Genomic DNA, 26,566 nt, shown 5'->3' on the forward strand with positions numbered 1-26,566 from the left:
CATTGCGGTTCCGCGGGTGCGCGTCTAGGGTCTCTGTCCCCGTTCCGAACCGTTACCCCAAGACCAGACAGAGGAAGTTCCCATGGCGCGCATCGGCTTTATCGGCGTTGGCAATATGGGCGGCCCGATGGCCGCGAACCTGATGAAGGCGGGCCACACCCTGACCGCCTTCGACCTGTCCGCCGCGGCTCTGGACGCCGCCGTCGCGAGCGGCTGTGCCCGGGCGGAGAGCGCGGCCGCCTGCGCCAGGGGGCAGGATATCGTCATCACCATGCTGCCGGCCGGCCCGCACGTGCGCGCCGTCTATGGCGCCAAGGGCGAGCAGGGCAGCGTCATCGATGCCGTGGATGACGGCACGCTGCTGATCGATTGCTCCACCATCGACGTGGCCTCGGCCCGGCAGGTGGCGGCGAGCGCCGAAGAGCGCGGCCTGGAAATGGTCGAGGCGCCGGTGACCGGCGGCGTTCCCGGCGCGGTGGCCGGCACGCTCACCATGATCGTCGGCGGGCCGAAGGCCGCGTTCGAGAAGGCCAAGCCGTTCCTGGAAATCGTCGGCGGCAAGGTGGTCCATTGCGGCGAGGCCGGCGCCGGACAGGCGGTGAAGATCTGCAACAACATGATGCTGGCCGTGAACATGATCGGCGTTGCGGAGGGCATGACCCTGATCCGGGCGCTGGGCATCGATCCGGCGGTGCTGAAAGAGGTCTCGACCGCCGGTTCGGGCAATAGCTGGGCGCTGACCAACTACAACCCGGAGCCGGGGCTGACCGAAGGCGCGCCCGCCAACAACGCCTACAAGCCCGGCTTTGCCGGCGCGATGATGGCCAAGGACACGGGCCTGGCCATCGAGGCCGGCGCCTCCGTCGCCGTGCCGCTGCCGCTGGGGGGCGCGGCGGCGCAGATGTTCCGGCTTTATTGCAAGGCCGGGATGGGCGATGACGATATGTCGGGCATCATCCGCATGCTGAAGGACTGACCGGCGGATTAACCGCAACCGTTCAGCACGTTTTCAACCCTTCGCTGTAGCGTGACCCTCAATGCAGAGGGGTCTGCGGCGAAGGGGAAGACGATGCAACACTATCTGGAGTGTGTGTCCTGGATCGAGCGGCTGCACCGCTTGTTCCTGGACGTGGTCAAGGCGGAGCTGGACGCGCTGCGCGTGCGCGACATCAACAACGTCCAGAGCCTGATCCTGTACAGCATTGCCGGCAACGAGATCAGCGTCGGCGAACTGACCCAGCGGGGCTATTTCCTGGGCTCGAACGTGTCCTACAACCTGAAGAAAATGGTCGAGGCCGGGTATCTGGAACAGGAGCGCTCGCCCCATGACCGCCGCTCGGTGCGGGTGCGGCTGACCGAAAAAGGGCACGGGTTCTGGGAAACGCTGGACGCAGTGTTCCAGCGCCATGTCGGACTGCTGGCGGAAGTCGAGTTGACCGGCGAGGGGCTCGCAGCGGTCTGCGAAAGCCTGCAACGGCTGGAAAAGTTCTGGAACCTTGCCCGCACGTGCGTGCCACGCCCGCCGGAACCCCTGGTTGGCCGCCCGGTGAGCACCGAAGAGGCGCACACCTATTTCCATGCGCCGCGGCGCGTGGCGGCGACGTATTGAGACCCGTCGGCGAGGTCCCTCGGCGAGGCCCGCCCGCGAGACCCGCCGGCCGGACGGCGCTCAGTCCACCAGCGCGTAGTCGATGGTGGAGACGACGCGCACGGTCTTGTTGATCTGACCCTGCTCATAGAGGCCCGGCGCCTGATCGCGCGGCAGGATCTGGAACACGCCCTGCCAGGCCCGCCGGATGCCGCCGACCTTCGCGCCGGCATCGCGCGCAAAAGCCGATGCACCCTCGCGGGCATTGGCCAGCGCCTCGGCCAGCATGGCGGGTTTGATGGCGTTCAACCGGGTGAACAGATAATTCGGACCCGAGGTGAAGCCGCCCTCGGTCGACAGGATGACGCCGGCGGTCACCAGCTGGCCGACGTCCTGCGCCAGCTTGGCGACCTTGTCGATGGCGCCGCTGCGGACCAGCAGGGTTTCGTTGACGATATAGCGGCTGCGCACCGGGCCGGACTGGTATTGCTGCGCCAGTTGGTCGACGACCGAGAATTGCTGCACGCCGATCTCGGCGGCGTCGATGCCGCCGGCGGTCAGAAAGGCGTGCACCGTTTTTTCGTCGGCCGCCAGCTTGGCCAAAGCCCGGTCCAGGTCGTCGTGGGTGGCGGTGAAGCGCAGCGGCCAGATGGCGGTATCCGCCACCACCTCCCGCTCGGCCAGGCCCTTGACCGTCACGGTGCGGTCGACCGTGCGGGCCTGAACGAAGGCGCGGGAGAATTCCATCGCGGCAAAGGCGATGCTGGCCGCTATCAAGACGCCGGCAATGGCGAGGCCCACGACCGTCCGCATGGCTGGGCTCACTCCCCTTTGAACGCTGCCTTGCGCTTGCCGACAAAGGCGCGGATGCCCTCCTGCATGTCGGCCGAGGCCGAACAGGCCAGGATGCCCTCGCGCTCCGCTTCCAACTGGCGGTCGATGTCGGTGTCGAAGCTCTGGTCGATCAGTTTCTTGGTCCAGCCGAAGGCATAGCTGGGGCCGTTCGCCAGCCGCTCGGCCCATTCCATCGCCGCCGCGTCCAGATCCGCCGCTGGCACCACCTTGTTGACCAGGCCGAGCCGCTCGGCCTCCGCCGCACCGAACCGGTCGGAGAGCAGGGCGATCTCCAGCGCCTTGCGCCGCCCGACCAGGCGCGGCAGGAAATAGGTGGAGCCGCCGTCGGGGCTGGTGCCGAGGGCGGAATAGGCCAGCGTCATCATCAGATTGTCGGCCCCGATCGCCAGGTCCGGCGTCATGGCTAGGCTCATGCCGGCGCCGGCCACGGGCCCGTGCAGGGCGCCGATCACCGGCTTGGCCATGCGGACGATGGCGCGCGTCGCGCAGTGGAAATCGTCGAGCATGCTGCCGACATGCACCTGCAAATGGTCCATATTCTCGTGGAAACCGCCCACGTCGCCGCCGGCCATGAAGCCGCGGCCGGCGCCTTTCAGCACGACGGCCCGCACGGCCTTGTCGGCTTCCAGTTCGTACATGGTGTCGCGCAGCGCCACGGCCATGGCGTGGTTGAGCGCGTTCAGCACGTCCGGCCGGTTCAGGGTGACCGTGGCGACGGCGCCGGTGCGCTCGACAAGGACGGGATCGGCGGACATGCGAAGGCTTCCTCACTGGGGGCGAATTGTCAGGCAACGACCCTAGCGCCGCCGCCCGCTCAGGACAATCGCGGCGGTGGAGCCGGCCGCGGGGTCAGATGCGCGGGGCGGTCGACAGCAGCACGCCGAAAATCATCTGGGCCGCCCTTTGGGCCTCGGCGACGACGGGCGCGCAGGCGGGCAGGTAGGGCTGGGCCTCGCAGAAGGTCATGGCCTGGGCATTCATGTCCCAGTAGGCGCCGATCACGCCCGTGAAGGTGGCGTAGGTCGTTCGCGGCGGCTGGTGCAGCAACAGCGTCTCGAACGCCAGTGATGGCACGTATTGCGGGCTGAGGCCGACGGCGGTCTTGCGGTTCACGGTCAGGCCGTCGCCGCGATTGTAGGGGCCGATATAGGAATAGTCCGGCGCCGGCGCCCACTGGCGGCCGGAGCGGTAGATAAAGGCGTTCTCGAACTGGGTCGAGGTGATCTGCGCCTCCACGGCGGACCCGACGACGGCACCGGCGAAGTCGACGGTGATGCGGCCGGTCGGGTCCAGCGCCCGGCAGACCGGGCCGGTATCGCGCACCGCGGTCCAGTCCGGGATCGCCACCGCGGCGCCGCCATCGACCGGTTGGAAGGTGTGATAGCGGAAGGCCGCGGTCTGTTGCGGCGTCAGGGCGAACGCCGCCATCAGCCGGTGGACGCTGTTCAGGTCCTCGTGCCCGACCGTCAGTTCGTTGAAGCTGCGCAGGCCGGTGTAGACGAAGCGGACACCGCCGCAACTCGCCTGCATCGTCTGCGGCGCGTTGGCGTTGCCGGCGCCGGCGGAGGGATCGGGCGCGGTGCTGGCAAAGAGCCCGGCCACGGCCTGGCCGTTCATGGGGCCGTCCTGCGAGGCGAGCAGGGCGGTCAGATAATGCGCCGGCACGGCCCAGCTGACCGACGCCGCACCGCTTTTCAGGCCGCCGGAGCCGACGCCCACGACCTTGCCCTGCATGTCGAAGATGGGCGCGCCGGAATGGCCCGGCAGCAGATGGCCGTCGAGCCGCAGAATGTCGAGGTCGATGGCGATCGCGCCGCTTTGTTGCAGTTCGCGCCGGACCTGCGGCGGCACCATGTCGGACAGGCGCGCCGAGCCATAGGTGACCCTGAGGCGCTTGTTGCTCATGGTCGGCACGGAGAGGTAGTAGCCGAGCGTCTCCACCTCCGTATCGACGACCGGGCGCCGCGGTTCCGCCGGCAGTGCCGGACCGGGCGTCGCCGCACCGACGGCCAGCAGCGCCAGGTCGGCGCGGGCCAGGACGCGGGCGAGGGTGGCCGGCTGGGTCTGGCCGCCATGCTTCTCCCAATAGACCGTGATCGCATCGCAGCCGGCGACCACATGCGCCGCCGTCACCACATGGCCCGCCGGGCCGAAGGCGAAACCGGTGGCGACGCGGCGCTCCGGCCCCTGGGTGCCGGGGCAGCCGCGCGCCTGCACCTGTGCCACGCTCTGCGCCAGACGGTCGCGCAATTGCGGACTCAGCCCCTCGGCCGCCGCGCTGCCCGCCAGCAGGCAGAGCCAAAGCGCCAGGAGAAGCCGGCTCACCCGCATCTTTCTAGGGCTTCCGGCAGAGCGCGCCGACGGCGGCCTGCAATGTCGCGAGGCGCACGGCGTCGTCGGCCCGGGCGGCGACGGTCTCGGCCAGCCGGGCCCAGACGCCGCCTTCCGCCTGCATCGCGCCCGCAAGCGCCGCGCCGGTCGCATAGTGGCGGGCGAGCAGGGCGTCGCAGGCATCGTCCTCGCCCGCATCGGCATAGAGCGCGCCGGTGCCGGCCTTGCCGGCCTTGGCCTCGCCGGTCTGGCGGCCGGCCGGGATGAGCCCCAGGCGCTGGAAAGCGGCCAGCGCGGCGGCATCGGCGGCGGAAAATCCGGCAGCGACCCAGCGGTCGCGGATTTCGGCCGGCGAGGGCTCCAGCCAGCCATGGGTGCGCGCGGCCAGCGCGACCAGCACCGCCAGTCCGCCGACCAGGGCGAAGCCGGCGACGCGGCCGCCATTGGCGCCGGACAGCGGACCCGCCGCGGCTTCGGTGCGCAGGCCCAGCAGGGTTCCCAGCAGCGCCACCAGCGCCGTGACGACGCCGGCCACGACCTCCGACGTCGACAGGCCGATCAACAGGCCGAGAAACAGGCCCAGAGCCGCTCCGATGCCAAAATCGCGCACGCCATTCCTCGCCGTTGCCATTGCGTACGCTTCATTGTGCCCCAGCGTTGGCGCGGGGCCAAGCGCTCAGGCAAGGTCGAGCGCGTGTTGCTTCAGCGCCGCCATGGGCAGAACCGCCAGGGTTTCGATATGGGTGGCCCGCAAATACACGGGCGCGGCCTTGCCGGCCTCATAGGCCTCGCGCCAGCGCCCGGCGCACACGCACCAGCGATCGCCGGCCTTCAGGCCGGGAAAGCCGAATTCCGGGCGCGGGGTCGACAGATCGTTGCCGGTTTCCTTGGAGAAGGCCAGGAATTCCGTCGTCATCCGGACACAGACCGTGTGCATGCCGACGTCGGCCGTCCCGGTGTTGCAGCAGCCGTCGCGGAAGAAGCCCGTGACGGGATCGCGGCCGCAGGGCTCCAGCGGCTCACCGAAAACATTCAACGACTCGTCCATCATGACCGCCTCCGCGGAACCGGATTGAGACTCGCACTCTACCGGGAAGTGGCCGCGGTTTCGACCGTTCCGATTGGCCGCGGCGGATGGGCCGCGCGGGCGGGCGTTAACCAAGTTGTCATCAAAGCACGGCAGGATCGAGACTCTGTGCCGGACTCGGGACGTTCCCTTGGAGACTCTTGAAGTCCGGGCCATTCCGCCCAAGTAGAAACGTATGCAATTTCAAGAATCGACTGCCCCTATGGCAGCCTTGCCGCGGTTCGCGGCTCATCCGGCGGAACCCGCCGGCCTGTTCCTTTCCTTCGAGGATGTGGTGTCCGAGTGCGACGGCGGGGTTTCCGCCGCCGCCCGTCTGCGGCTGCTGCGGCTGTTTCAGGCCGTGGGCGGTGCCGTCGCCGTGTTCTCCGCGCACGGCCTGGGCGACCTCGACCGCGCGTTGGGCCTGCCCGACCTGCCGCTGATCGGCCGCAAGGGCGAAGAAGTGCGCCTGGGGCACGACCTGCCGACCCTCCGTTCGAACGGGCTCCGCACCTTGCTGGCAGCGCCGCCCTTTGCCGACCGCCCCTTGTGGCTGTTCGGGCTGCAAGGCGCCGGCGACGACCTGCTGGCGGCGGCGGCCCGCCAGGGCGGGGCATGCGCCAGCGGCGATGCGGCCCGGCTCGCGCTGGCCGGATGGCTGGACCGGTTCGCGCTGCCGACGGTTGGCCGTTCCGCCCTGGCCTGAGGCCGGATTTCGACCGCCGGCCTTCCCTCGTGCCGCGCCTTGCGGCGCTAGGCCCGCTTGCCCTCGGCCTGCCGGGGCGGCAAGACCGCCCGCAACACTCACCGACCTTGTTGCGGGGAACAGGACAAGATGGCCGCCTTCAAAACCCTGGATGACTTCGACGTTGCCGGCAAACGGGTGCTGGTGCGCCTGGATCTGAACGTGCCCATGGCCGACGGCCGGGTCACCGACCTGACCCGCATCGAACGCTCCGCCCCCACGGTGCGCGAGTTGATGGGGAAGGGGGCGAAGGTCGTCGTCCTCGCCCATTTCGGCCGGCCCAAGGGCCAGCGCAATGCCGAACTGAGCCTAGCGCCGGTCGCCCAGGCGTTTGCCGAAGTGCTGGGGCGCCCGGTGGTGTTTGGTGAGGACTGCATCGGCGAGATCGCGGCCGCGGCCGTCAACGGGCTGGGCCATGGCGGCGTCGCCCTGCTGGAAAACCTGCGCTTCCACGCCGGCGAGGAAAAGAACGACCCGGCCTTCGTCCGGGCGCTGGCCAGCCTCGGTGACCTGTACGTGAATGACGCGTTTTCCACCGCCCATCGCGCCCACGCCTCGACCGAGGGGCTGGCGCATGTGTTGCCCGCCGCGGCCGGCCGACTGATGCAGGCGGAGTTGGAGGCGCTGAACGCGGCGCTCGGCGACCCGGCGCGGCCGGTGGCGGCGCTGGTCGGCGGCGCCAAGGTCTCCACCAAGCTGGACGTGCTGAACAATCTGGTGGCCAAGGTCGACACGCTGATCATTGGCGGCGGCATGGCCAACACGTTCCTCCACGCCCAGGGCAAGCCGGTCGGCGCCAGCCTGTGCGAGAAAGACCTGGCGGATACGGCCAGGGCGATCCTGGAGAAAGCGAAGGCCTGCGGTTGCGCCATCGTCCTGCCGGTGGACGCCACCGTCGCGCGCGAGTTCAAGGCCGGGGCCGCGTGCGAGGTGGTGGCGGCCGACGCCTGCCCGGACGACGCCATGATCCTGGACATCGGCCCCGCCGCCATCGCCGACCTGGAGCGGCGTCTGGCCGAAACCCGCACCCTGGTCTGGAACGGCCCCATGGGCGCGTTCGAGATCGAGCCGTTCGACGCCGGCACCAACGCCGTCGCCCGTGCCGCCGCCGCGGCGACCCGCGCCGGCCGGATGGTGACCGTGGCCGGTGGCGGCGACACGGTCGCGGCACTGGCCAAGGCGGGGGTGGTCGATGATTTCACCTATATCTCGACCGCCGGCGGTGCGTTCCTGGAATGGCTGGAAGGGCGGGAACTGCCGGGTGTGGCCGCCCTGGAACGGGAGGCGGAGTGATGGCGCTCGACAACGCGTCCGTGCAGCGGGTGCAGGCGGCATTGCGCGATGCCGGCTCCGATGCGCAGGTGATCGCGCTGGCCGCGACCGCGCGCAGCGCCCAGGAAGCCGCCGACAGCGTCGGCTGCGACCTCGGCGCGATCGTCAAGTCCCTGGTGTTCCAGGTGGGCGAGCAGCCGGTGATGGCGCTGGTGGCCGGCGACCGGCGCTGCAAGGAAAAGGCCCTGCCCGCGGCCCTCGGCCTGGAGGGCAAGGCGAAGCGCGCCAGTGCCGAGACCGTGCGGGACGCCACCGGCTTTGCCATTGGCGGCGTCGCCCCGGTGGGGCATCCGCAGGCGCTGCCGCTGGTGATCGACGCGAGCCTTTCCCGCTTCCCGACGATCTACGCCGCCGCCGGCCATCCGCACTGCGTGTTCGCCACCACGCCGGACGAGTTGCAGCGCCTGACCGGTGGTGTCGTCAGCGAGGCCATCGCAAGCGCCTGACAGCGCCGGTCCGGGGCGCTATCCTCTGCGGCAGACAAATTTCTGCGAACGAGGAAACCCGCCCATGGCCGCCCGCGTGCCCTATCTCAATGCCGAGGACCTGTCGGACGCCGACAAGGACCTGTTGAAGCGCCCGATCTGGCTGACCCGCGCGCTGGTCAACAGCCCCGGCACGGCCCGCGCCTTCCATGTGCTGGGCAACCACATCCGCTATGGCATGACGCTGGACATGCGCCTGCGCGAGCTGGCGATTCTCCAGGTGGGCTGGCTCGCCCGCTCGCCGTTCGAGTGGAGCCATCATGTCAAGCTCGGCATGGATTTCGGTGTCTCGAAGGAAGACATCGAGGGGCTGATTGCGGAGACCGAGGGGCGTGACAGCGATCTGGGCGCGCTGGAGAAGAAAATCCTGCGCGCCGCCCGCGAGATGACCGAGAATGTCGAAATGCCGGAACCCCTGTTCCGGGAGTTACAGGCCGAACTGGGCAACGAGCAGATGGTCGACCTGGTGGTTGCCATCTCCACCTACTGCGCAGTGGTCCGCATCCTGGCCTCGCTCGCCATCGAGGTGGAGCCGGAATACCAGCCCTATCTCGACATGTTCCCGCTGCCGGCGAATTAACGTCAGAACCGAAGGAAACACCCCTATGCGTCTGAAAGACAAAATCGCCATCGTCGTCGGTGCCGGCCAGTCGCCGGGCGAAGGCGTTGGCAATGGCCGCGCCACCGCCCAGGTGTTCGCCCGCGAGGGCGCCACCGTCGCCTGTATCGACCTGCAGCAGGAGCGCGCCGAGGAAACGGCGGAGATCATCCGCAGCGAAGGCGGCAAGGCCCTGGCGCTCGGCGCCGACATCACCCATGAGGAGTCGATCAAGGCCGCGGTTCAGGCCGTCGCCGCCGAGTGCGGTCGCATCGACGTGCTGCACAACAATGTCGGCGTCTCCATCGCCGGCGGCGACAAGCCGTTGGAAGACCTGACGGAGGCGGATTTCGACCGCTGCAACGCCATCAACCTGCGCGGCATGATCATGACCTGCAAGCATGTGGTGCCGGTGATGCGGGCGCAGAAATCGGGCGCCATCGTCAACATCTCGTCGATGGCGGTGCGCTCGCGCTATCCGCTGGTGGTCTACAAGACCTCGAAGGCCGGCGTGGTCGCGCTGACCGAGCAACTGGCCTACACCAATGCCGACGCCGGCATCCGCGCCAATGTCATCCTGCCGGGCCTGATGGACACGCCGATGGCGGTCGACACCCGCGCGCGCGAATGGGGCAAGACGCGGCAGGAAATCGTCGACATGCGCGACGCGCAGGTGCCGCTCGGCGGCAAGATGGGCACCGGCTGGGATGTCGCCTATGCCGCCCTGTTCCTCGCCAGCGAGGAGGCGAAGTTCATCACCGGCGTGACGCTGCCGGTGGATGGCGGCGCCAATATCTGGGTCCGGTAGGGCGGCTGACGACGGCGCATCTCGGCCGGAGGCCCCGGATCGCGCTCTCGCGCGTCCGGGGAAGCCGGGTTGAGGGGCGCCGAGGCGATGGGCGTCGGGCACAGAGACAGCGGTCACGAAGAAAGCTGGCTTCCCCGGAACGGCGCCAGCCGTATCCGGGGTCTCTTATGAGTGTGCATCTCGGCCGGAGACCCCGGATCACGCTGTCGCGCGTCCGGGGACGCTGGATCACCGCGCGCGTCAGCCCAGGTCGGCGCTGAGCTTGTAGGAGTGCGGCATCGCCGGCGGCATGCCTTCCTTCTCGTGCGCGCGCACGACCGAGCGCGCAATGGTGCGCAGGTGCACCTCGTCCGGGCCGTCGATGAATTGCAGCGCCCGGCCCCAGGTCCAGAGATAGGAAATCGGCGTGTCCGGCGTCAGGCCCATGGCGCCGAACACCTGCATCGCCCGGTTCGTCACCGTGGTTTGCAGGCGCGCCGCCACCACCTTGATCGCCGAGACGGCGTTGCGGGCGGCGCGGTTGCCCTCCTGGTCGATCAGCCAGGCGGTTTGCAGGCAGAGCAGGCGGGCCTGGTCGATCTCGATCCGGCTGAGCGCCACCTGCTCGCGCACATTGTCATGGTCGATGGTGCGCTTGCCGAAGGTGGTGCGGTTCAGGCCGCGGTCCAGCATCAGCGACAGCGCCACCTCGCACTGACCGATGGTGCGCATGCAGTGGTGGATGCGGCCCGGCCCCAGGCGCGCCTGGGCGATCATGAAGCCGTCGCCTTCCTCCGCCAGCAGGTTCGAGGCCGGCACACGCACATTGTCGAACACCACCTCGCAATGGCCTTCCGGCGAGATGTGGTGCATTACCGGAATGTTGCGCACGATCTTCACGCCGGGCGTGTTCGGCGGCACGATGATCTGCGATTGCTGGCGGTGAGTCGGCGCGTCCGGGTCGGTCTTGCCCATGACGATCATCACGCCCAGTTGCGGGTGCGAGGCGTTGGTGATGAACCATTTGCGGCCGTTGATGACGTATTCGTTGCCGACCTTCTCGATCCGGGTCTGCACGTTGGTCGCGTCGGAGGAGGCGACCTCCGGCTCGGTCATGCAGAAGGCGGAGCGGATCTGGCCGTTCAGCAACGGCGTCAGATACTGGGCTTTCTGCTCCGGCGTGCCGAACATATGGAAGACTTCCATATTGCCGGTGTCGGGCGCGTTGCAGTTGAACATTTCCGGCGACCAGTAGATCCGGCCCATGATCTCGGCCAGCGGCGCGTATTCCAGGTTGGAGCAGCGGGTGCCCGGCATGTCCTCCGGCAGCGAGGGCAGGAACATGTTCCACAGGCCCTCGGCCTTGGCCTTGGCCTTGATGTCCTCGCAGAAGGGCGGCGGAAAGGTGCCGGCTTCGGTCAGTTCGTGCCATTCCCGGTCCCGCGGCGCGATCTCGCGCTCCATGAACTGGGTGAGCTGCTCCTGCAGGGCTTTGACTTTGTCCGAATAGGCGAAATCCATCGGAGGGCGTCCTCAATCGTGGTCGGTCTTGACAATCGCGGCGATGGTGCGCCGCCGGGGCGGCTCTGGCAACGGCCCGTTAGGTCGCGCGCGGCGGATAGAGGCGGAAAAACAGCGCCGGCAGAACCGCAAAGCCGCCAATGGCAAGCGACGACGGCAACAGTGTAATCGCGCCGGTGGCAAAGACGGCGGCGACCAGGCCCGCCAGCACGCCGCCGCCCATCTGCAGGAAGCCCAGCAGCGCGGAAGCCGCGCCGGCGCGATCCCGGAACGGCGCCATCGCGCCGGTGACGCTGTTGGGGCGCATCAGGCCGGTGCCGTGCATGATGACGGCCATGGGCAGCACCAGCGTCAGGGCATGCTGGATGCCGGCGGCCGCGCCCGCCACCATCAACACGCCGCCGACGGCGCTGACCGTCGTGCCGAGCCGCACCATCTGCGTGGCCGACCGGGTGCGCGACAGCCGGGCGGAGAGGCTGGCGCCGGTGATGAAGCCGATCATAACCATGGCGAAGAACACGCCGAACATCGCCGGCGGATAGCCGAACTGGCCGATCAGCACGAAGGGCGCGGCCGGGATGAACGAAAACAGCGCGCCGCTCGCCAGCATGGAGGGCAGGGCGAAGCTGAGGAAGGTGCGGTTGCCCACCATCTCCCCGTAATTGAAGGCGATGCGCCCGAACCGCATGGCCCGCGGGTCGCGCGCCGGCAGCGTCTCGCCCAGCAGCACCAGAACGAGCGCCAGCATGATGGCGCCGGTCAGCGCCAGGGTGAAAAAGACCGCGGTCCAGTCGAACCAGGTCAGCAGCGCACCGCCGATCATCGGTGCCGCAATCGGCGCGACGCCCATTCCGGCGGTGACGATGGACATGGCCCGTTGCGCCGCCTTGCCGTCATAAATGTCGGCGACGATGGCACGGGCCACCACCGGCGCGGCACAGGCCGCCACGCCCTGTACGAAGCGGGCAGGCAGCAGCACCGCCAGGCTGTCCGCCTGCATGCAGACCACGCCCATGGCGCCATAGACCGCCAGGCCCGCCAGCAGCACCGGCCGCCGGCCGATCCGGTCCGAGGTCGGGCCCAACAGCAATTGGGCGATGGCGAAACCGGCCAGAAACACGCCGACGACCAATTGCGCCCGCGCTTCCGGCACGTTGAAATCGGCCGCCAGCGCGGGCAGGCCCGCCAGCGGCATGTCGATGGACAGGGGCGTGATGCCCGTCAGACCGGTCAACAGGATGATAACGGCAAGGCTCTCTTTCCGCAGCACGGCGGTAAAATCCTTCTAATCCAACGCGGAATGGTGGGAAAACCGGGAGGGAGGCGATAACATTATGGCATGTGGCTGTCTGATGCTTCCTTTTCAGGGGTTCGCGGTGCTTTGGCCGCACTGGTGCTGCTGTCGGCCATGCCGGTCGGGTCTGCCGCGCGCGCCGACCAGACCGACCCGGCCCTGGACGGCCTGTTTGCCATTTTGCAGACCACGGCCGATCCGGCGGTGGCGAGCGCGGCGGACCGGGAAATCTGGTGGCGCTGGACCGAATCCGGCGATGATGCCATCGATCGGCTGATGCAGATGGGGCTCTTGGCCATGCAGGGCGGCCGGCTGGCCGCGGCGGAAGAGGTGTTTGGCGAGGTCGTTGCCCTGCGTCCCGACTTTGCCGAGGCGTGGAACAAGCGGGCGACGGTCCGCTATTTCGCCGGTAACCTCGACGGCTCGATGGCCGATTGCGCGCAGGTGCTGGCGTTGGAAGGACGACACTATGGAGCAATGTCGGGCATGGGGCTGATCCTGATGGCCAAAGGCAACAAGCGGGACGCGCTGGAATGGTTCGAGCGCGCCCTGGCGGTCAATCCGCACATGGTCGGTGCGCGCCTCCATGCAGAGGCGTTGCGCAAACACCTGGAAGGCGAACCGATCTGACCCCCGCAATCCGAATTGCTTGACGAACCGCCAGACCTGGCGATGTGGAGGCCCCCTTTGACCCGACCGGAAGCATACGGCTTCCAATCCGGTTATGCGCCCGTGGGCGACGTGCGGCTGCATTATGCCCGCACCGGAAATGGACCCCCGTTGATCCTGCTGCACGGCTGGCCGGAATTCTGGCTGACCTGGCGCAGGCTCATGCCGTTGCTGGCCGACCGGTTCGACCTGATCGCACCGGACCTGCGCGGCTTCGGCGCCAGCGACAAGCCGACTTTCGGCCCCTCCCGCACCCAGACGGCGGATGTGATGGCCCGGGATATTCTGGGCCTGATGGATGCGCTCGGCATCCGGCGCGCCGGGCTGGTCGGCCACGATGTCGGCGCCATGGTGATGCAGGCGGCGGCCTTGCAGGCGCCGAACCGGATCAGCGGCCTGTTCTTCTTCAACTGCCCCTATCCCGGCATCGGCCAGCGCTGGTATGCGCCCGAGCAGGTGAAGGAGGTCTGGTATCAGAACTTTCAGCAACTGCCCTGGGCCGCCCGTATGGTGGGGGAAAGCCGGCAGAGTTGCGCGCTCTATTTCCGCCATTTCCTGACCCACTGGGCCGGCCGCATCGACGCGTTCGACGAGGATTTCGAGGCCTGGGTCGACAATTTCATGCAGCCGGGCAACATCCAGGGCGGGTTCAACTGGTATCTGTCGGTGGCGGCAACGCGCCTGGCCATTGCCCGGGGCGAGCTGCCGCCGCAACCGCCCATCGACCTGCCGACCGGCGTGCTCTGGGGGCGGCTCGATCCGGTGCTGCGGGTGGAGTGGGCGGACCGCATGCCGGAGTTCTTTCCCCGGGTCGAAATGGCCGTCTGTGAGAGTGCCGGCCATTTCGTGCATTACGAAGCGCCACAGGAAGCCGCCGCCGCCGTGGGGGCCCTGTTCGAACGCGTCTCCTGAGACCAGGGCGGCGGCGCTCTTCCCCCTCGGGCCGACCCGCGCAAATCCGTCCGAACGGAGACGGCGTCAGAATTCTTTTCCCACTGGCTCACGATCCCAATCGCGCGCTCGAACAGCGCCAGACAGTCCGTGTCCTGTGAGACGACAGGATTTGGGCTGGCGCGGGAGATGAGGGCAACCGGCAAAGTGTGCTTGTCCGGTCGACCGAACAGCGCCAGCCTCCGCGACCCCGGTTGGCGAAAGGCACCGCATAGCTGCCGGCAAAACAGCCGCCGTCAAGGGCGCAATCGCCGATGGCGACCACCCATTTGGGCGCGGGCATGGCGTTGTAGGTCCGCTGCAAGGCCTCGCGCATGTTTTTGGTGACGGGGCCCGTCACCATCAGCACGTCGGCATGGCGCGGCGAGGCGACGAAGCGCAGGCCGAAGCGTTCGATATCGTAATAGGCGTTGTTGAGCGCGTGGATTTCCAGCTCGCAGCCATTGCAGGAGCCGGCATCGACCTCGCGGATCGACAGGCTGCGGCCCAGGCTCTTGCGCGCCTGCCGCCCCAGCGCTTCGGCCAGTTCGGTCAGGGCCGCGTCGTCCACTGTCGGCGGCGCTTCGGTGAGGGGCCGCTTGATCAAGCTTTCGAACAGGAGCTTGCGCATCTCAGACCTACAGATCGTGCCCGGAATACGAGCAGTTGAACGACTTGTTGCAGAGGGGGAAGTCCGCGACGATGTTCCCTTCGATCACCGCTTCCAACAACGGCCATTGGAACCAGGACGGATCGCGCAGATGGCAGCGCGCGACCCGCCCGTCCGCGCCGATCCTGAGCCAGACCAGGATGTCGCCGCGGAATCCTTCCACGAGCGCCAGGCCCTCGGCCGGGCCGGACACCGGGTCCAGCGGCGATACGAGCGGTCCGTCCGGCATCCCATTCAAGATTTGCGCGATCAGCGACAGGCTTTGCTCCGCCTCCCGGATGCGGATCCAGACCCGTGCGTCGACGTCGCCGGCTTCCAGCACCGGAACCTCGAACGACAGTCGGTCATAGGGCGGATAGGCCCGCGCCCGCCGGGCATCGAATGCCCGTCCCGACGCCCGGCCGACAAAGCCGCCGGCGCCGAACCGCCGCGCCAGCGCCGGATCGAGCCAGCCGGTGGACACGGTCCGGTCCTGTAGCGAGGGCGTGTGGTCATACAGCGCGATCAGCTTCGGCAGACGCAGCCGGATTTCGTCCAGCATCGCCCCGATGGCGTCCCGGCCCTCGCCGGTCAGGTCGGCCGCCACGCCGCCGGGAAGGATGCGGTCGCGCATCAGCCGATGGCCGAAGGCGGTATCTGCTGCCCGCAGGACCAACTCCCTGAGCACGCTGCAATGGGCGTGCATCAACCCGAACGCGGCATCGTTGCAGACCGCGCCGAAATCGCCCAGATGATTGGCCAGCCGCTCCAGCTCCGCCATCAGCGCGCGCAGCCAGACGGCGCGGGTGGGGGGCTCGACCGCCAATGCCTCCTCGGCGGCCTGGGCAAAGGCCAGTGCGTAGGCCACCGTGCTGTCGCCGGAGGTTCGGGCGGCGAGGCGCGCGGCGTCGGCAAGGCTGGCGCCGGCCATGAGGCCTTCGATGCCCTTGTGCACATAGCCGAGCCGCTCTTCCAGCCGCACGACCGCTTCGCCATTGGCGGTGAAGCGGAAATGGCCGGGCTCGATGATGCCGGCATGGACCGGGCCGACGGGGATCTGGTGCAAGCCATCACCTTCCGCGGCCAGAAAGGCGTAGGCGTCGCCTGCGGCCGCATCCGGCCGGGCCTGGCCGAGCGGTTGGCGGGTGCCCCAACGGCCGTGATCCAGCCAGGGGCGGCGATCCGGGGCGTCGTCGGGCACCAGTCCGAACAGGTCACGCGCGGCCCGCTCCAACCGCTGCGCCGGTGCGTGCTGTCGGCCAACCGACGGATAGGTGCCGTCCGGGCAGGCGAGTTCCAGAACGGCGATTTCGTGCGTCGTCTCGTCGAGAAGCGCCATGCGGATTGTGCCCGAGTTGCCCGAAAGCGTGTCGGCCCAGAGACCGAGCAGCACCGCGGCCGGGTTCGCGAGCGCCTCGGCGGCCCGCTGCCAGCCAGTCTCGTCAACCGCGTATCGCTGCCAGTTCCCGTGCGGGGCGCCAGCGGGAGACTTCAGGATGCTGTCCCAGAATGCGGCCATTGTCGGCGCTCCCCTTCGCTCAACCGAGGATGCGGGCGATGTGCTGGAACCAGCCCACCAACGGCACCGGCAGATAGAGACCGGCGCCCAGCACCAGCGCCAGATGCGCATAGAGCGGCAGGTAGGAGGCCTGGCTGGGCACGGTGTTGCCGACCGGCTCGCCGAAGACCATTCCCGTCACGCGCAACAGCAGGGCGCCGAAGGCGACCAGCAGGCCGAAGACCAAAGGGATGGCGAGCAGCGGCTCGGCCGCGAAGGTGGAACTGACGATCAGGAATTCGCTCATGAAAATGCCCATGGGCGGCAGGCCGGCAATGGCGACGACCCCGACCAGCAGGCCCCAGCCCAGGGCCGGGTGGGATTGGGTCAAGCCGCGAATGTCCGAAATCCGTTGGGTTCCCTTGATCTGTGCCACATGGCCGACGGCGAAGAAGATGGCCGACTTGGTCAGGCTGTGCATGACCATGTGCAGCAGGCCGGCGAAATTGGCGAGCGGCCCGCCGAGGCCGAAGGCGAAGACGATGATGCCCATATGCTCGATGGAGGAATAGGCGAACAGCCGTTTGATATCGTGGCGGCGATAGAGCATGAAGGCCGCGAAGATCAGCGACAGCAGGCCCATCGTCATCATCAGCGGCCCCGGACCGATGGCCTCGGGATTGGCGGCCAGCAGGATCTTGAAGCGCAGCACCGCATAGAGCGCCACATTCAGGAGCAAACCCGAAAGCACGGCCGAGATCGGGGTCGGGCCTTCCGCATGGGCGTCGGGCAGCCAGGCGTGCAGCGGCGCGAGGCCCACCTTGGTGCCGTAGCCGAGCATGAGAAAGATGAAGGCCAGATTGAGCAGGGCCGGATCGAAGGCGGCCGCCTGCTCCACCAGCAGGGTCCAGACCATGGCGTCGCCGCCCTCGCCGACGAAGGGGCGCGCCGCCAGATAGACCAGGATCGTTCCGAACAGGGCGAAGGCAATGCCGACACTGCCGAGCAGGAAATACTTCCAGGCCGCTTCCAGCGCCTCGTGGGTGCGGTAGATGCCGACCATCATCACGGTGGTCAGCGTGGCCAGTTCGACCGCCACCCACATCAGGCCGATATTGTTGGCCACGAACGCCAGATTCATGCCGAACATCATGATCTGGTACATGGCGTGGTAGAAGCGCAGGTTCGCGGGCGTCAGCCGCCCGGTTTCCAACTCGTGGGCGATATAGCTGGCGCTGAACAGGCTGGCGGTGAAGCCGACGAAGGTGTTCAGCACGATGAAGACGATGTTGAGGTCGTCGACGAAGAGATAGTGCCAGGCGTCCGGACGGTCGGTCACGAACAGCGACAGCGCGGAGAGGAAGGTGAGGAAGCAGGCGAGCACGTTGAGGCGCGCCGCCGCCTTGTAGCCGGGCAGCGCCGCCAGGAGGGCGGCCGCCACCACGGGAATGATCAGAACGGCGCTTTCCGCCTGAAAGGGCAGAGCGATCATCGCCGCTCTCCCCGGAAATCGTCGAGCGCGCCGACATCCACCGTGTCGAACCGCTCGCGGATGCGGAACAGGAAGATGCCGATGACGATGAAGGCGATGACGATGGAAAAGGCGACGCTGATTTCCACGACCAACGGCATGCCGCGCGCGCCGGTGGCGGCGAAGATCAGGCCGTTTTCCAGCGACATGAAGCCGATCACCTGGCTGACCGCGTTGCGGCGCGTCACCATCACCAGCAGGCCGAGCAGCAGCACCGACAGGGCAAAGGCCAGATCCTCGCGCGCCAGCGGGTCCGCCTCCGGGGTGATCCTCAGGATCACCACCAGCGACAACGCCACCAGCGCCATGCCGGCCAGCATGGTCGGGCCGATGCCGCCGACGGTTTCGATGTCGCGGTGAATGCCGAGCCGGCGCACGATCCGGTGCAGCGTCAACGGAATGACGATCGCCTTGAAGCCCAGCGCAATGCCCGCCGTGACGAACAGATGCGGCGCATCCTGGATCACGGCATGCCAGGCGACCGAAAGCGTCAGCACCAGCGCATGCAGGGCATAGACATTGATGAGGGCGGAAAGCCGATCCTGATACAGCAGCATGAAGCTGACCAGTACCAGACCGCCGGCCAGCAGATGGGCGACATCGAAGGTAATATTGCCGTACATCACAGACTTCTCGACACGAACAGCAGGAGCGTGCCCAGAAGGCCGAGCATGAGCGCCGCGCCCAGGAAATCCGGCACCCGGAACACCCGCATCTTGGCAATGCTGGTTTCGAATACGGCGAGAAGACCCGCGCCGACAGCGATCTTGGCGACGAAGGTCCCGGCTCCAACCAGATAGTCTGTCCCGCTGGCGCCGGGCGCCGCGATCCCCCAGGGCACGAAGATGCAGGCGATCAGCGACATGTAGAGCACCAGCTTCAGGGATGCCGCCATTTCGATCATGGCCAGATGGCGCCCCGAATATTCCAGCACCATGGCCTCGTGCACCATAGTGAGTTCCAGATGGGTGGCGGGGTTGTCGACCGGGATGCGGGCGTTCTCTGCAATCGCCACCAGGATCAGCGCGACCAGGGCCATGCCGAGCGACACGCGCAGCCCCACCTCGGGCGAGCTCATCAGTTCGGAGACGGTCAAGAGCTGCGTCGAGCCCGCGACCAGCGACAGGGTGAAGACGGTCAACAGCATCGCCGGCTCGGCCAGAGAGGCGATCATCATTTCCCGGCTGGAGCCGATGCCGCCGAAACTGGTGCCGACATCCATGCCGGCCAGGGCCAGGAAGAACCGTCCGAAGCCCAGCAGGGCGATGATGGCGATCAGGTCCGCCGTCCAGCTGAACAGGAAGCCGCTGCCGAAGGTGGGCACCAGGGACGCGGCGACCCAGGTCGACGAGAACACGAGATAGGGGGCCACCCGGAACAGCCAGGAGGCGTTTTCCGCCAACACCGTTTCCTTGCGCAGCAAGCGGATCAGGTCCCGATACGGCTGAAAGACCGAGGCGCCCTGCCGGCGGGTCAGCCGCGCTTTCAGCTTGCGCACGACCCCGGTAAGCAGGGGGGCGAGCAGCAGCACCGCCGTCATCTGCAGCCCTTGGGTGAGGAGATCGACGATCAGGTCCATAGCGCCAGCACCAGCAAAAGGCCGACCAGGGCAAGGAAGACGAGGCCCAGATATTTGCGGATTGTCAGGAATTGCAGCCGGTTGAGCCGCACGGCCGCGAACTGGATTCCCTGGGAAACCGGCGCGTAGAGCCATTCCCAGACCAGATCGCGATGCTCCACCACCAGCCGGGCCGGGCGGAGATCCCCCGGCGGCGGCATGGTCACCCGCTCGCGCGCCAGGAACACCATCGAGCCGAACACCCGGCGGATCGGCTGGGCGAAGCTGCTGGCGGTGTATTGCGTATTGGGCAGCGCGTTGGGGAATCCGCAATCCCAGGCCGCGCTCCGCCGCGACTGGCGGGACGCGAAATTGTGGATGATCAGGGCCGCGATCCAGGCCGAGGCAACGATGAAAACGAACAGCAGCACGCCGTTATAGGAGCTCTTGGTTTCCGCGATCGGCGCGATCGACAGCCATGGCAGGTTCGACTGGGGCGGGATGGTGCCGTGGATCAGCGTTGCGGTCAGCGGCGCCAATGCGTCCATGACGAATCCCGGCAGAACGCCGAGAATCAGGCAGAGCGCGGCAAGCGCCAGCATCGCCGAGAGCGAAAACCGGTCGACCTCATGCGCCTCGCCGGCGGCCGGCGACCGGGGCCGGCCGAGGAAGGTGATGCCGAAGGCCCGGACGAAACAGCCCGCCGCCAGCGCCGCGGACAGCGCCAGCAGGCCGCCGACGCCCGGAACGATGATTTTCAGCCCCCATTGCGGCAGGTCCGGGCTTTGCAGCACCGCCTGAAACGTCAGCCATTCCGACACGAAGCCGTTCAGCGGCGGCAGGGCGGAGATGGCCATGGCGCCGATCAGGAAGGCAAAGCTGGTATAGGGCATCCGGTGGATCAGCCCGCCCAGCCCGTCCATGTCGCGCTTGCCGGTGGCATTGATGACCGCACCGGCGCCGAAAAACAGCAGGCTCTTGAACACCGAGTGGTTGAGGATGTGGAACAGCGCGGCGGTGAAGGCGAGGGCCGCGGCCCAGCCCATGTCGCTCGCCCGGAACGCCAGGGCCAGGCCGAGGCTGACGAAGATCACGCCGATATTCTCGATGGTCGAACAGGCGAGCAGGCGCTTCAGGTCGGTTTCCATCAGCGCATAGAGAATGCCGAGCGTCGCGGTCACGCCGCCGAGTGCGATCAACACCGCGCTCGACCACCAGGCCGGCTCGCCGAGGAGATCGAACACCACGCGGATAAAGCCGTAGATCGCCACCTTGGTCATGACGCCGCTCATCAGGGCGGACACGTGGCTCGGGGCGGCCGGATGGGCCAGCGGTAGCCAGACATGCAGCGGCACCAGGCCGGCCTTGGACCCGGCGCCCAGCAGCATCAGCAGGAACACGATCGCGGTGATGACCGTGTCGTGCGGCATGGCGCGGATGGCGTCGAAACCATAGCCGCCGGTCGGCCCGGCCAGCAGGCCGAACGCCAACAGCAGCGACAGCGTGCCGAAACTCGCCATGACCAGATAGACAAAGCCGGCGCGCAGATTGTCTTCCGAGCGGTGATGCGACACGACCAGCGCCCAGGACGCCAGCGACATGAACTCCCACGACAGCAGGAAGGTGAAGGCGTCATCCGCCAGCACCACCAGGTTCATGCCGGCCAGAAAGGCCGGGAAGAACGGCAGGACGCGGTGCGGCGCGTCTTCATGCCGGCCATAGCCGATGCCGTAGAGGCTCGCCATGGCGCCGCCGAAATTCACGATGGCCAGAAACAGCGCGGACAGCCCGTCGAGCCGGAAATGCGCGCCGATCCAGGGCAGGCCCAATGGCAGGGAAACGCGCGAGACGACGTCGGGCGCCCCGATCAGATGACCGCCGGCAATCGCCAGGATCAGCCCGCAAACCCCCAGCGTCACGCCATAGACCCATGCGCCGACAGCGGCCGCGCGCGCCAATGCGATGGCAAGGACGGCCGTTCCCAGAAGGGCCGCAATCGCCCACAACAGCCAGGAAGCCTCGCCGATCATGATGGCCGGCTCTCCTCCGCCGCTCCGCCCTTGGCGAGCCGGGCCGGATCGAAGTCGGTTTTCAGGCGCACCCCGCGCCCGCCCGCGGTGCTTTCCGCACCTTCGGCGATCAGTTCGAGGCCGGCCGCATCGAGGGCTGCGATCAACTTCATCAGCGAATCCACATTTCCCCGGATCACGGACTCGCTCGCTTCCATCCGCTGGATCGTCGGGACCGACAGGCCGGCCAGATCCGCGAGCGTCTTCTGATCGATCCCGAGCAGCGCCCGTGCGGCGCGCAACTGAGCAGCGGTTATCACAAACGGACCCCAGGGTTGGAGACGAAGCTTGAGAATTGAGTTGGATACTATGATTAAGAATGGCTTTTGGTCAAGAAGTGATGTTTCAAACATCAAAACTGATAGGGCGGCGCATGCGCCATAGCGGATTGCACCGAGAATTCGGCGCGAAGGCGATCACGAACGAAAGCAGTCAAACCGCACGGCGGATGGCTTGCAAAACATTCGGTTACACTCTGGGGGAGGTGGTGGCAAAGGGATCGGCAACCCTTTGAAGTCTTTGGTGGGTGCACAAGGACTCGAACCTTGGACCCGCTGATTAAGAGTCAGCTGCTCTACCGACTGAGCTATGCACCCGAAAGAGGGGCTTACCTAGCAATGCGCGGCGCGCTTGTCGAGGCAAAATTTGCGCCTCGGCCCTAGGAAATGCCGCGATGCCGGAGCGGCAGACGACCGCGGTGGATGGCGGCGCTCTGAATAAAGCCAAAGCCGATCAGCAGGGTCAGCATGGACGTGCCGCCATAAGAGACCAGCGGCAATGGAACGCCCACCACCGGAAGCAACCCCATGACCATCGCCATGTTGATGAACGCGTACAGAAAGAAATTCGTGGCCAAGCCCAGAACCAGAACACGGGCAAAGACGCTCTCGCAGCGCATCATGATGGCGTAACAGCAGCCGATAATGCCGATGATGATCGCCGCCAGCAGGATCGAGCCGAAAAAGCCGAACTCCTCCGCCAGCAGGGTGAAGATGAAGTCGGTGTGTTTTTCCGGCAGGAAGCTCAGTTGCGATTGGGTGCCGCCGATGAAGCCCTTGCCGAACAGGCCGCCGGACCCCAGGCCGATCTTCGATTGCAGGATGTGATAGCCGGCGCCGTGCGGGTCGCGTCCGGGGTCGAGAAAGGTCAGAACCCGGTCGCGCTGGTAGTCGTGCAGCAGGAACCGCCAGGCCAGCGGGCCGGCGGCCGCCGTCAACGCGGCGCCAAGGGCGAACTTCCACCAGGCCAAGCCGGCCAGGAAGGTGACGGCCACGGCCAGCGCCACCAGAATCATCGCGGTTCCCAAATCGGGCTGTCGCAGGACCAGCAGGGCCGGTATGCCGGTCAGCACCGCGGGTGGGATCAGAACGACGATCCGGTCGACCTGGTTTTCGTCCAGGTCGTGGAAATAGCGCGCCAGGGCCAGCACCAGCGCCAGTTTCATCGTTTCCGAGGGCTGGAGGTTCATGAAGCCGAGGGAGATCCAGCGCTGCGAGCCTTCGCCGACGCCGGTGAACTCGACCATCACCAGCAAGGCCAGCGCCAGGGCATAGACCAGATAGGCGGTGCGCCACCACAGCGTGAAGCTGATGGTGGCGACGGCGATCATCATCACCATGCCGATGCCGAATCGCAGCGCCTGTTTCCCGGCCCAGGGCTGCCAGGAGCCGTCCGCGGCGGAATAGAGGATGGCGAACCCGATGCCCGCCAGCGCAACGATCAGGCCGATCAGCCACCAGTCGAGACGGGTGACCCGATACCAGAGCGAGGCCGGGTCCGCCGCGGCGGCAGGGGACGCGAGGGAAAAGCGGGGCGAGAGGCGGGCCGGGCGCATGGCGTCGGTCTCAGGTCGGTTGGTTCTGGCTGAGCCGCATCTGGGCGACGCGCAACAGGTCGGCGGCGATCGGAGCGGCGACGCGCGAACCGCCGCCGCCATGCTCCACGATCACGCTGACCGCGTAGCGGGGGGCGTCGATGGGGGCAAAGCCCACGAACAGCGCGTGGTCGCGCTCCTGGCGCGGCAGTTCGTCGTTGCGCAGCACGCGCTGCCGCCGCTCGCGCTGGCTGATGCGGCGGACCTGGCTGGTGCCGGTCTTGCCGCCCATGCGCAGGCGTTCGTGCGGGATTTGCGAGGAGGCCGCGGTGCCCTTGGGCTCGCTGGTGACGCCGATCATGGCCCGGCGCACAATGTCCAGGGCTTGGGCGGAGACGGTGAGCGTGTCTTCGGCCTGACCCGGATGAGCCGATTCGGCCAGAAGCCCCGGGCGCACCAGTTGGCCGCCATTCACCATCCGGGCCGTCATGGCCGCCAGTTGCAGCGGGGTTGCCAGCACATAGCCCTGGCCGATGCCGGCCACCAGGGATTCGCCGATCTGCCAGGGGCGGTCGAAGCGTTTGCGCTTCCATTCCTTGTCGGGGATCAGGCCGGGTTGTTCGCCCGGCAGATCGATGCCGAGCCGGCTGCCGAGCCCGAACCGGCGCGCCATGTCGGCGATCCGGTCGATGCCGATGCGCCGGGCGACCTCGTAGAAATAGATGTCGCAGGACTGCACGATGGCGTCGTGCACGTCGACCGAGCCGTGCCCGCCGCGGTTCCAGCAGTGGAAGCGGCCCTTGCCCAACTCCAGCACACCGGAGCAATGAAACTTCGTTTTCGGCGTGATCTGACCGGATTCGAGCCCGGCCAGCGCCACCAGCATTTTGAAGGTCGAGCCCGGCGCGTACTGGCCGGCAATGGCCTTGTCCACCAGCGGCGCATTCGGCGCGTTCAGCAGCCGGTCCCAGTTGACCTGGCTGATGCCGTCGGGAAACAATCCGGGGTCGAATGACGGGCGGCTGATCAGGGCGATCACCTCGCCCGAATGGATGTCCATGACCACGGCGGCGCCTGTTTCCTCGCCGAACAGGCTGGCGCCGTAGCGCTGCAACTCCGCATCCAGGGCGAGGCGCACGGTGGCGCCGGGCTTGCCGGGATCGCGGTGCAATTCCCGGATGACGCGCCCGACCGCGTTGACCTCCACCTGCCGCCGCGCCGCCTCGCCCCGCAAGGCGTCGTCATAGACGCGCTCGACGCCGGACTTGCCGATGCGCAGGTCCGGCAAGGCCAGCACCGGGTCGCCGGTCAGGTCCTTCTTGGCGACGGCGCCGACATAGCCGACCACGTGCGCACACAACTCGCCCGTGGGGTAGACCCGTTCGTCGGTGGCGGCGATCTCCACCCCCGGCAGGTCCGGGCTGCGCGCGGCGACGTGGGCGATCTCCTTCCAGGTCAGATTGCTGTGCGTGACGATGGGCACGAACGCCCGCTGACGCCGGGCCAGTTCGATCACCCGCTGGCGATGCTCCGGCGCCAGCGGCACGATCCGGTCGAGCCGGTCGAGCAGGGCGGCGAGGTCTTCGGCCTCTTCCGGCACGACGGCGATGCGATAGCTGGTGCGGTTCGTCGCCAGCGGCTGGCCGAAGCGGTCGACGATCATGCCCCGGCTGGCCACGGCGAAGCGCACATTGATGCGGTTCTCGTCGGCCAGCACCGCGTACCGGTCGGCCTCCAGCACCTGAAGCTGGTACATGCGGGCGGCCAGCAGGCCGAATCCGCCCAGTTGCGCGGCGCCCAGCAGCATGGCGCGGCGGGAAATGCGGCCCAGTTGCCGCTGGCTCTGCCGGTCGGGGCCGTTACGGTTCATCGCGCCGGCTCCACAAAACCCAGGTCAGGACAAACGCCAGCAGGGGAAAGACGACGATGGATGCGGCCGCGCGCGCCAGCATCGGATCCGGCGCCAGCCAGATCACGTGATAGACGGAGACCGCAAACCAACTGGCCGCCGCCGCGAGGGCGGCCACCGGCACGAAGCCCAGCCAGAGATGGGACAGGCGGTGCGGGTCCAGCGGAAGGTTGCTGGCCAGCCCATAGACCAGCACATAGACAAAGGCGTGCAGGCCGACCGGCACCGCACTCAGCAAATCGTGCAGCAGGCCCAGGCCGAACAGAACCGGCGCCGACACCGCCGGCGGGCGCCGCACCGATGCCAGATAGACCGCGATCAGCACGAAGTCGGGCAGGGGCCTCTGGTCGAATGGGGTGGGCAGGGCGGACAGCAGGATCAGGCCGGCCAGTGCCATGCTTGGCAGGGCCTGTGCGGCCCACCCTTCGGCCAGGTCGGTGGAGTTGCGATAGAGCATCGTCTCAGCGCGATCCCTGCGCCAGGTCGAGTTGCGGCACACTGCCGTAGTCGACGATGCGGACGAAGTCGAGCCGATCCCAGTCGACGAACGGACGCACCTCCCAGCCGCCGCCGGCCGCGGCCTCGACGACGCCGATGGGCAGGCCGGCCCGGAAAACGCCGCCGTCGCCGGAGGTCAGCACGATGGCGCCGGGCGCCGGCGCGGCGTCGCTGACGAAGAATTCCAGCCGTGGCAACGGGCCGTTGGTGCCGGTCATGATGGCGCGCCGGCGGCTTTCGCCGATGGCGACCGGGATTTTCGAGTTGAGGTCGGTGATCAGCAGCACGCGCGCGGCCTGCCGGCCCACCGTCTGCACCCGGCCGATCAGCCCCTCCGCCGCCAGCACCGGCAGGTCCTTGCGCACCCCCTGGTCGCCGCCGACATGCACCATCAGGCTGCGGGCGAACACGCCGCCGGTATCGGCGATGATGCGGGTGCTGACCGATTTCGCCACCGGTCCGGGATCGAACCGCAACAGCCGCCGCAGCCCGGCATTCTCGGTCTTCAGGTCGTGGGCGATCAGGCGGAGATTGGCGAGGCGGGCGTTTTCCTCCCGCAGGCGGCGATTCTCGTCGATCAGGTCGCCGATGGCGGCAACGTCCTTGAACCAGCCGTAAACGCCGGCAAACGGCGAGGACACCGCGTCCAGAACGGGTGCGGACAGGTCGGAAACCGTGCTGCGGGCCGTGTCGAAGATCCGGGTGTCGACCTTGCCGATCAACACCAGCCCGAACGCAATCAGCGCCAGGCCGAACACCGCCAGCCGGCGCAACACGCTGGCCGCGGTGCGCAGACCGGCATCGATCAGTTCGCCGACGCTATGCGGTTCGTCGTCCATC

At 67.8% G+C, this 26,566-nt stretch carries 27 protein-coding genes and 1 tRNA gene; 9 read left to right on the top strand and 19 right to left on the bottom strand.

All coding sequences use genetic code 11. The annotated features are described in order from the left end of the window. Window positions 1-82: 82 nt before the first annotated feature. Entirely contained in the window at window positions 83-976 is an 894-nt protein-coding gene (gene mmsB, locus H6844_09450) for a 3-hydroxyisobutyrate dehydrogenase (GenBank protein ID MCB9929625.1), read from the top strand. A gap of 93 nt (window positions 977-1,069) precedes the next feature. After that, window positions 1,070-1,609, top strand: coding sequence for a winged helix DNA-binding protein (locus H6844_09455; protein MCB9929626.1), 540 nt, complete (start codon window positions 1,070-1,072; stop codon window positions 1,607-1,609). A gap of 60 nt (window positions 1,610-1,669) precedes the next feature. Here H6844_09455 and H6844_09460 read toward each other — a convergent pair whose 3' ends face one another. From H6844_09460 to H6844_09480, 5 genes are all read right to left on the bottom strand, one after another. Then, window positions 1,670-2,401, bottom strand: coding sequence for an SIMPL domain-containing protein (locus H6844_09460; GenBank protein ID MCB9929627.1), 732 nt, complete (start codon window positions 2,399-2,401; stop codon window positions 1,670-1,672). Between the two features lie 8 nt (window positions 2,402-2,409). Then, window positions 2,410-3,198: an enoyl-CoA hydratase gene (locus tag H6844_09465; GenBank protein ID MCB9929628.1), complete on the bottom strand. Its 789-nt coding sequence runs from the start codon at window positions 3,196-3,198 to the stop codon at window positions 2,410-2,412. Window positions 3,199-3,292: 94 nt separating this feature from the next. Then, the gene (locus tag H6844_09470) at window positions 3,293-4,768 is read right to left on the bottom strand and encodes a trypsin-like peptidase domain-containing protein (GenBank protein MCB9929629.1); all 1,476 of its coding nucleotides are present in this window, start codon (window positions 4,766-4,768) and stop codon (window positions 3,293-3,295) included. A 10-nt stretch (window positions 4,769-4,778) separates the two neighbouring features. Beyond that, window positions 4,779-5,384 carry a hypothetical protein gene (locus tag H6844_09475; protein MCB9929630.1) on the bottom strand — a complete coding sequence of 202 codons (606 nt, stop codon included), beginning with the start codon at window positions 5,382-5,384 and terminating at the stop codon, window positions 4,779-4,781. Between the two features lie 66 nt (window positions 5,385-5,450). Then, window positions 5,451-5,825, bottom strand: coding sequence for a DUF2237 domain-containing protein (locus H6844_09480; protein ID MCB9929631.1), 375 nt, complete (start codon window positions 5,823-5,825; stop codon window positions 5,451-5,453). A 238-nt stretch (window positions 5,826-6,063) separates the two neighbouring features. Here H6844_09480 and H6844_09485 point away from each other — a divergent pair, with 238 nt between their 5' ends. The 5 genes from H6844_09485 (at window position 6,064) to H6844_09505 (ending at window position 9,808) form a co-directional block, all read left to right on the top strand. Next, on the top strand, window positions 6,064-6,546 hold the full coding sequence (locus tag H6844_09485; protein MCB9929632.1) for a hypothetical protein: 483 nt from the start codon (window positions 6,064-6,066) through the stop codon (window positions 6,544-6,546). Window positions 6,547-6,675: 129 nt separating this feature from the next. Further along, window positions 6,676-7,878 carry a phosphoglycerate kinase gene (locus H6844_09490; protein MCB9929633.1) on the top strand — a complete coding sequence of 401 codons (1,203 nt, stop codon included), beginning with the start codon at window positions 6,676-6,678 and terminating at the stop codon, window positions 7,876-7,878. Continuing rightward, entirely contained in the window at window positions 7,878-8,363 is a 486-nt protein-coding gene (locus tag H6844_09495; GenBank protein MCB9929634.1) for a YbaK/EbsC family protein, read from the top strand. The genes H6844_09490 and H6844_09495 overlap by 1 nt, the downstream gene beginning before the upstream one ends. Window positions 8,364-8,427: 64 nt before the next feature. Then, window positions 8,428-8,982: a carboxymuconolactone decarboxylase family protein gene (locus H6844_09500; GenBank protein ID MCB9929635.1), complete on the top strand. Its 555-nt coding sequence runs from the start codon at window positions 8,428-8,430 to the stop codon at window positions 8,980-8,982. Window positions 8,983-9,007: 25 nt separating this feature from the next. Next, entirely contained in the window at window positions 9,008-9,808 is an 801-nt protein-coding gene (locus H6844_09505) for an SDR family oxidoreductase (GenBank protein MCB9929636.1), read from the top strand. 240 nt (window positions 9,809-10,048) lie between these two features. On the opposite strand, the gene H6844_09510 is transcribed toward H6844_09505, so the two are convergent. Both H6844_09510 and H6844_09515 read right to left on the bottom strand, forming a co-directional pair. Then, complete coding sequence (locus H6844_09510; GenBank protein ID MCB9929637.1) at window positions 10,049-11,308, bottom strand: acyl-CoA dehydrogenase family protein; 1,260 nt, start codon at window positions 11,306-11,308, stop codon at window positions 10,049-10,051. 79 nt (window positions 11,309-11,387) lie between these two features. After that, the gene (locus H6844_09515) at window positions 11,388-12,578 is read right to left on the bottom strand and encodes a multidrug effflux MFS transporter (GenBank protein MCB9929638.1); all 1,191 of its coding nucleotides are present in this window, start codon (window positions 12,576-12,578) and stop codon (window positions 11,388-11,390) included. Between the two features lie 111 nt (window positions 12,579-12,689). Here H6844_09515 and H6844_09520 point away from each other — a divergent pair, with 111 nt between their 5' ends. Together H6844_09520 and H6844_09525 are read left to right on the top strand one after the other, a co-directional pair. Beyond that, window positions 12,690-13,232, top strand: a complete 543-nt coding sequence (locus H6844_09520; protein MCB9929639.1) for a tetratricopeptide repeat protein — start codon at window positions 12,690-12,692, stop codon at window positions 13,230-13,232. Window positions 13,233-13,274: 42 nt separating this feature from the next. Beyond that, entirely contained in the window at window positions 13,275-14,183 is a 909-nt protein-coding gene (locus H6844_09525) for an alpha/beta hydrolase (GenBank protein MCB9929640.1), read from the top strand. 88 nt (window positions 14,184-14,271) lie between these two features. Here the strand turns inward: H6844_09525 and H6844_09530 are convergent, their stop codons facing one another. The 12 genes from H6844_09530 to H6844_09585 form a co-directional block, all read right to left on the bottom strand. Then, window positions 14,272-14,832: a hydrogenase gene (locus H6844_09530; GenBank protein ID MCB9929641.1), complete on the bottom strand. Its 561-nt coding sequence runs from the start codon at window positions 14,830-14,832 to the stop codon at window positions 14,272-14,274. A 7-nt stretch (window positions 14,833-14,839) separates the two neighbouring features. Further along, window positions 14,840-16,369 carry an NADH-quinone oxidoreductase subunit C gene (locus H6844_09535; GenBank protein ID MCB9929642.1) on the bottom strand — a complete coding sequence of 510 codons (1,530 nt, stop codon included), beginning with the start codon at window positions 16,367-16,369 and terminating at the stop codon, window positions 14,840-14,842. 19 nt (window positions 16,370-16,388) lie between these two features. Beyond that, window positions 16,389-17,840 (bottom strand): hydrogenase 4 subunit F, encoded by a 1,452-nt coding sequence (locus tag H6844_09540; GenBank protein ID MCB9929643.1) that lies wholly within the window; start codon window positions 17,838-17,840, stop codon window positions 16,389-16,391. After that, a complete protein-coding gene (locus H6844_09545) occupies window positions 17,837-18,502 on the bottom strand; it encodes a hydrogenase-4 component E (GenBank protein MCB9929644.1) in 666 nt (221 codons plus the stop codon). The genes H6844_09540 and H6844_09545 overlap by 4 nt, the downstream gene beginning before the upstream one ends. Then, window positions 18,502-19,458, bottom strand: coding sequence for an NADH-quinone oxidoreductase subunit H (locus tag H6844_09550; protein ID MCB9929645.1), 957 nt, complete (start codon window positions 19,456-19,458; stop codon window positions 18,502-18,504). The genes H6844_09545 and H6844_09550 overlap by 1 nt, the downstream gene beginning before the upstream one ends. Then, the gene (gene hyfB, locus H6844_09555) at window positions 19,449-21,467 is read right to left on the bottom strand and encodes a hydrogenase 4 subunit B (GenBank protein ID MCB9929646.1); all 2,019 of its coding nucleotides are present in this window, start codon (window positions 21,465-21,467) and stop codon (window positions 19,449-19,451) included. The genes H6844_09550 and hyfB overlap by 10 nt, the downstream gene beginning before the upstream one ends. Next, the gene (locus H6844_09560; protein MCB9929647.1) at window positions 21,464-21,766 is read right to left on the bottom strand and encodes a helix-turn-helix domain-containing protein; all 303 of its coding nucleotides are present in this window, start codon (window positions 21,764-21,766) and stop codon (window positions 21,464-21,466) included. The genes hyfB and H6844_09560 overlap by 4 nt, the downstream gene beginning before the upstream one ends. A gap of 260 nt (window positions 21,767-22,026) precedes the next feature. Beyond that, window positions 22,027-22,102 (bottom strand) — tRNA-Lys (locus H6844_09565). A 62-nt stretch (window positions 22,103-22,164) separates the two neighbouring features. Next, the gene (gene rodA / locus H6844_09570) at window positions 22,165-23,340 is read right to left on the bottom strand and encodes a rod shape-determining protein RodA (protein MCB9929648.1); all 1,176 of its coding nucleotides are present in this window, start codon (window positions 23,338-23,340) and stop codon (window positions 22,165-22,167) included. A 10-nt stretch (window positions 23,341-23,350) separates the two neighbouring features. Further along, entirely contained in the window at window positions 23,351-25,189 is a 1,839-nt protein-coding gene (mrdA, locus tag H6844_09575) for a penicillin-binding protein 2 (protein ID MCB9929649.1), read from the bottom strand. Next, window positions 25,179-25,685: a rod shape-determining protein MreD gene (mreD, locus tag H6844_09580; GenBank protein ID MCB9929650.1), complete on the bottom strand. Its 507-nt coding sequence runs from the start codon at window positions 25,683-25,685 to the stop codon at window positions 25,179-25,181. Before mreD ends, mrdA begins: the two co-directional genes overlap by 11 nt. A 4-nt stretch (window positions 25,686-25,689) precedes the next feature. Next, window positions 25,690-26,565: a rod shape-determining protein MreC gene (locus H6844_09585; protein MCB9929651.1), complete on the bottom strand. Its 876-nt coding sequence runs from the start codon at window positions 26,563-26,565 to the stop codon at window positions 25,690-25,692. Between the last annotated feature and the right edge of the window lies 1 nt (window position 26,566).

The organism is Alphaproteobacteria bacterium (genome assembly GCA_020638555.1).
Lineage (GTDB): Bacteria > Pseudomonadota > Alphaproteobacteria > Bin95 > Bin95 > JACKII01.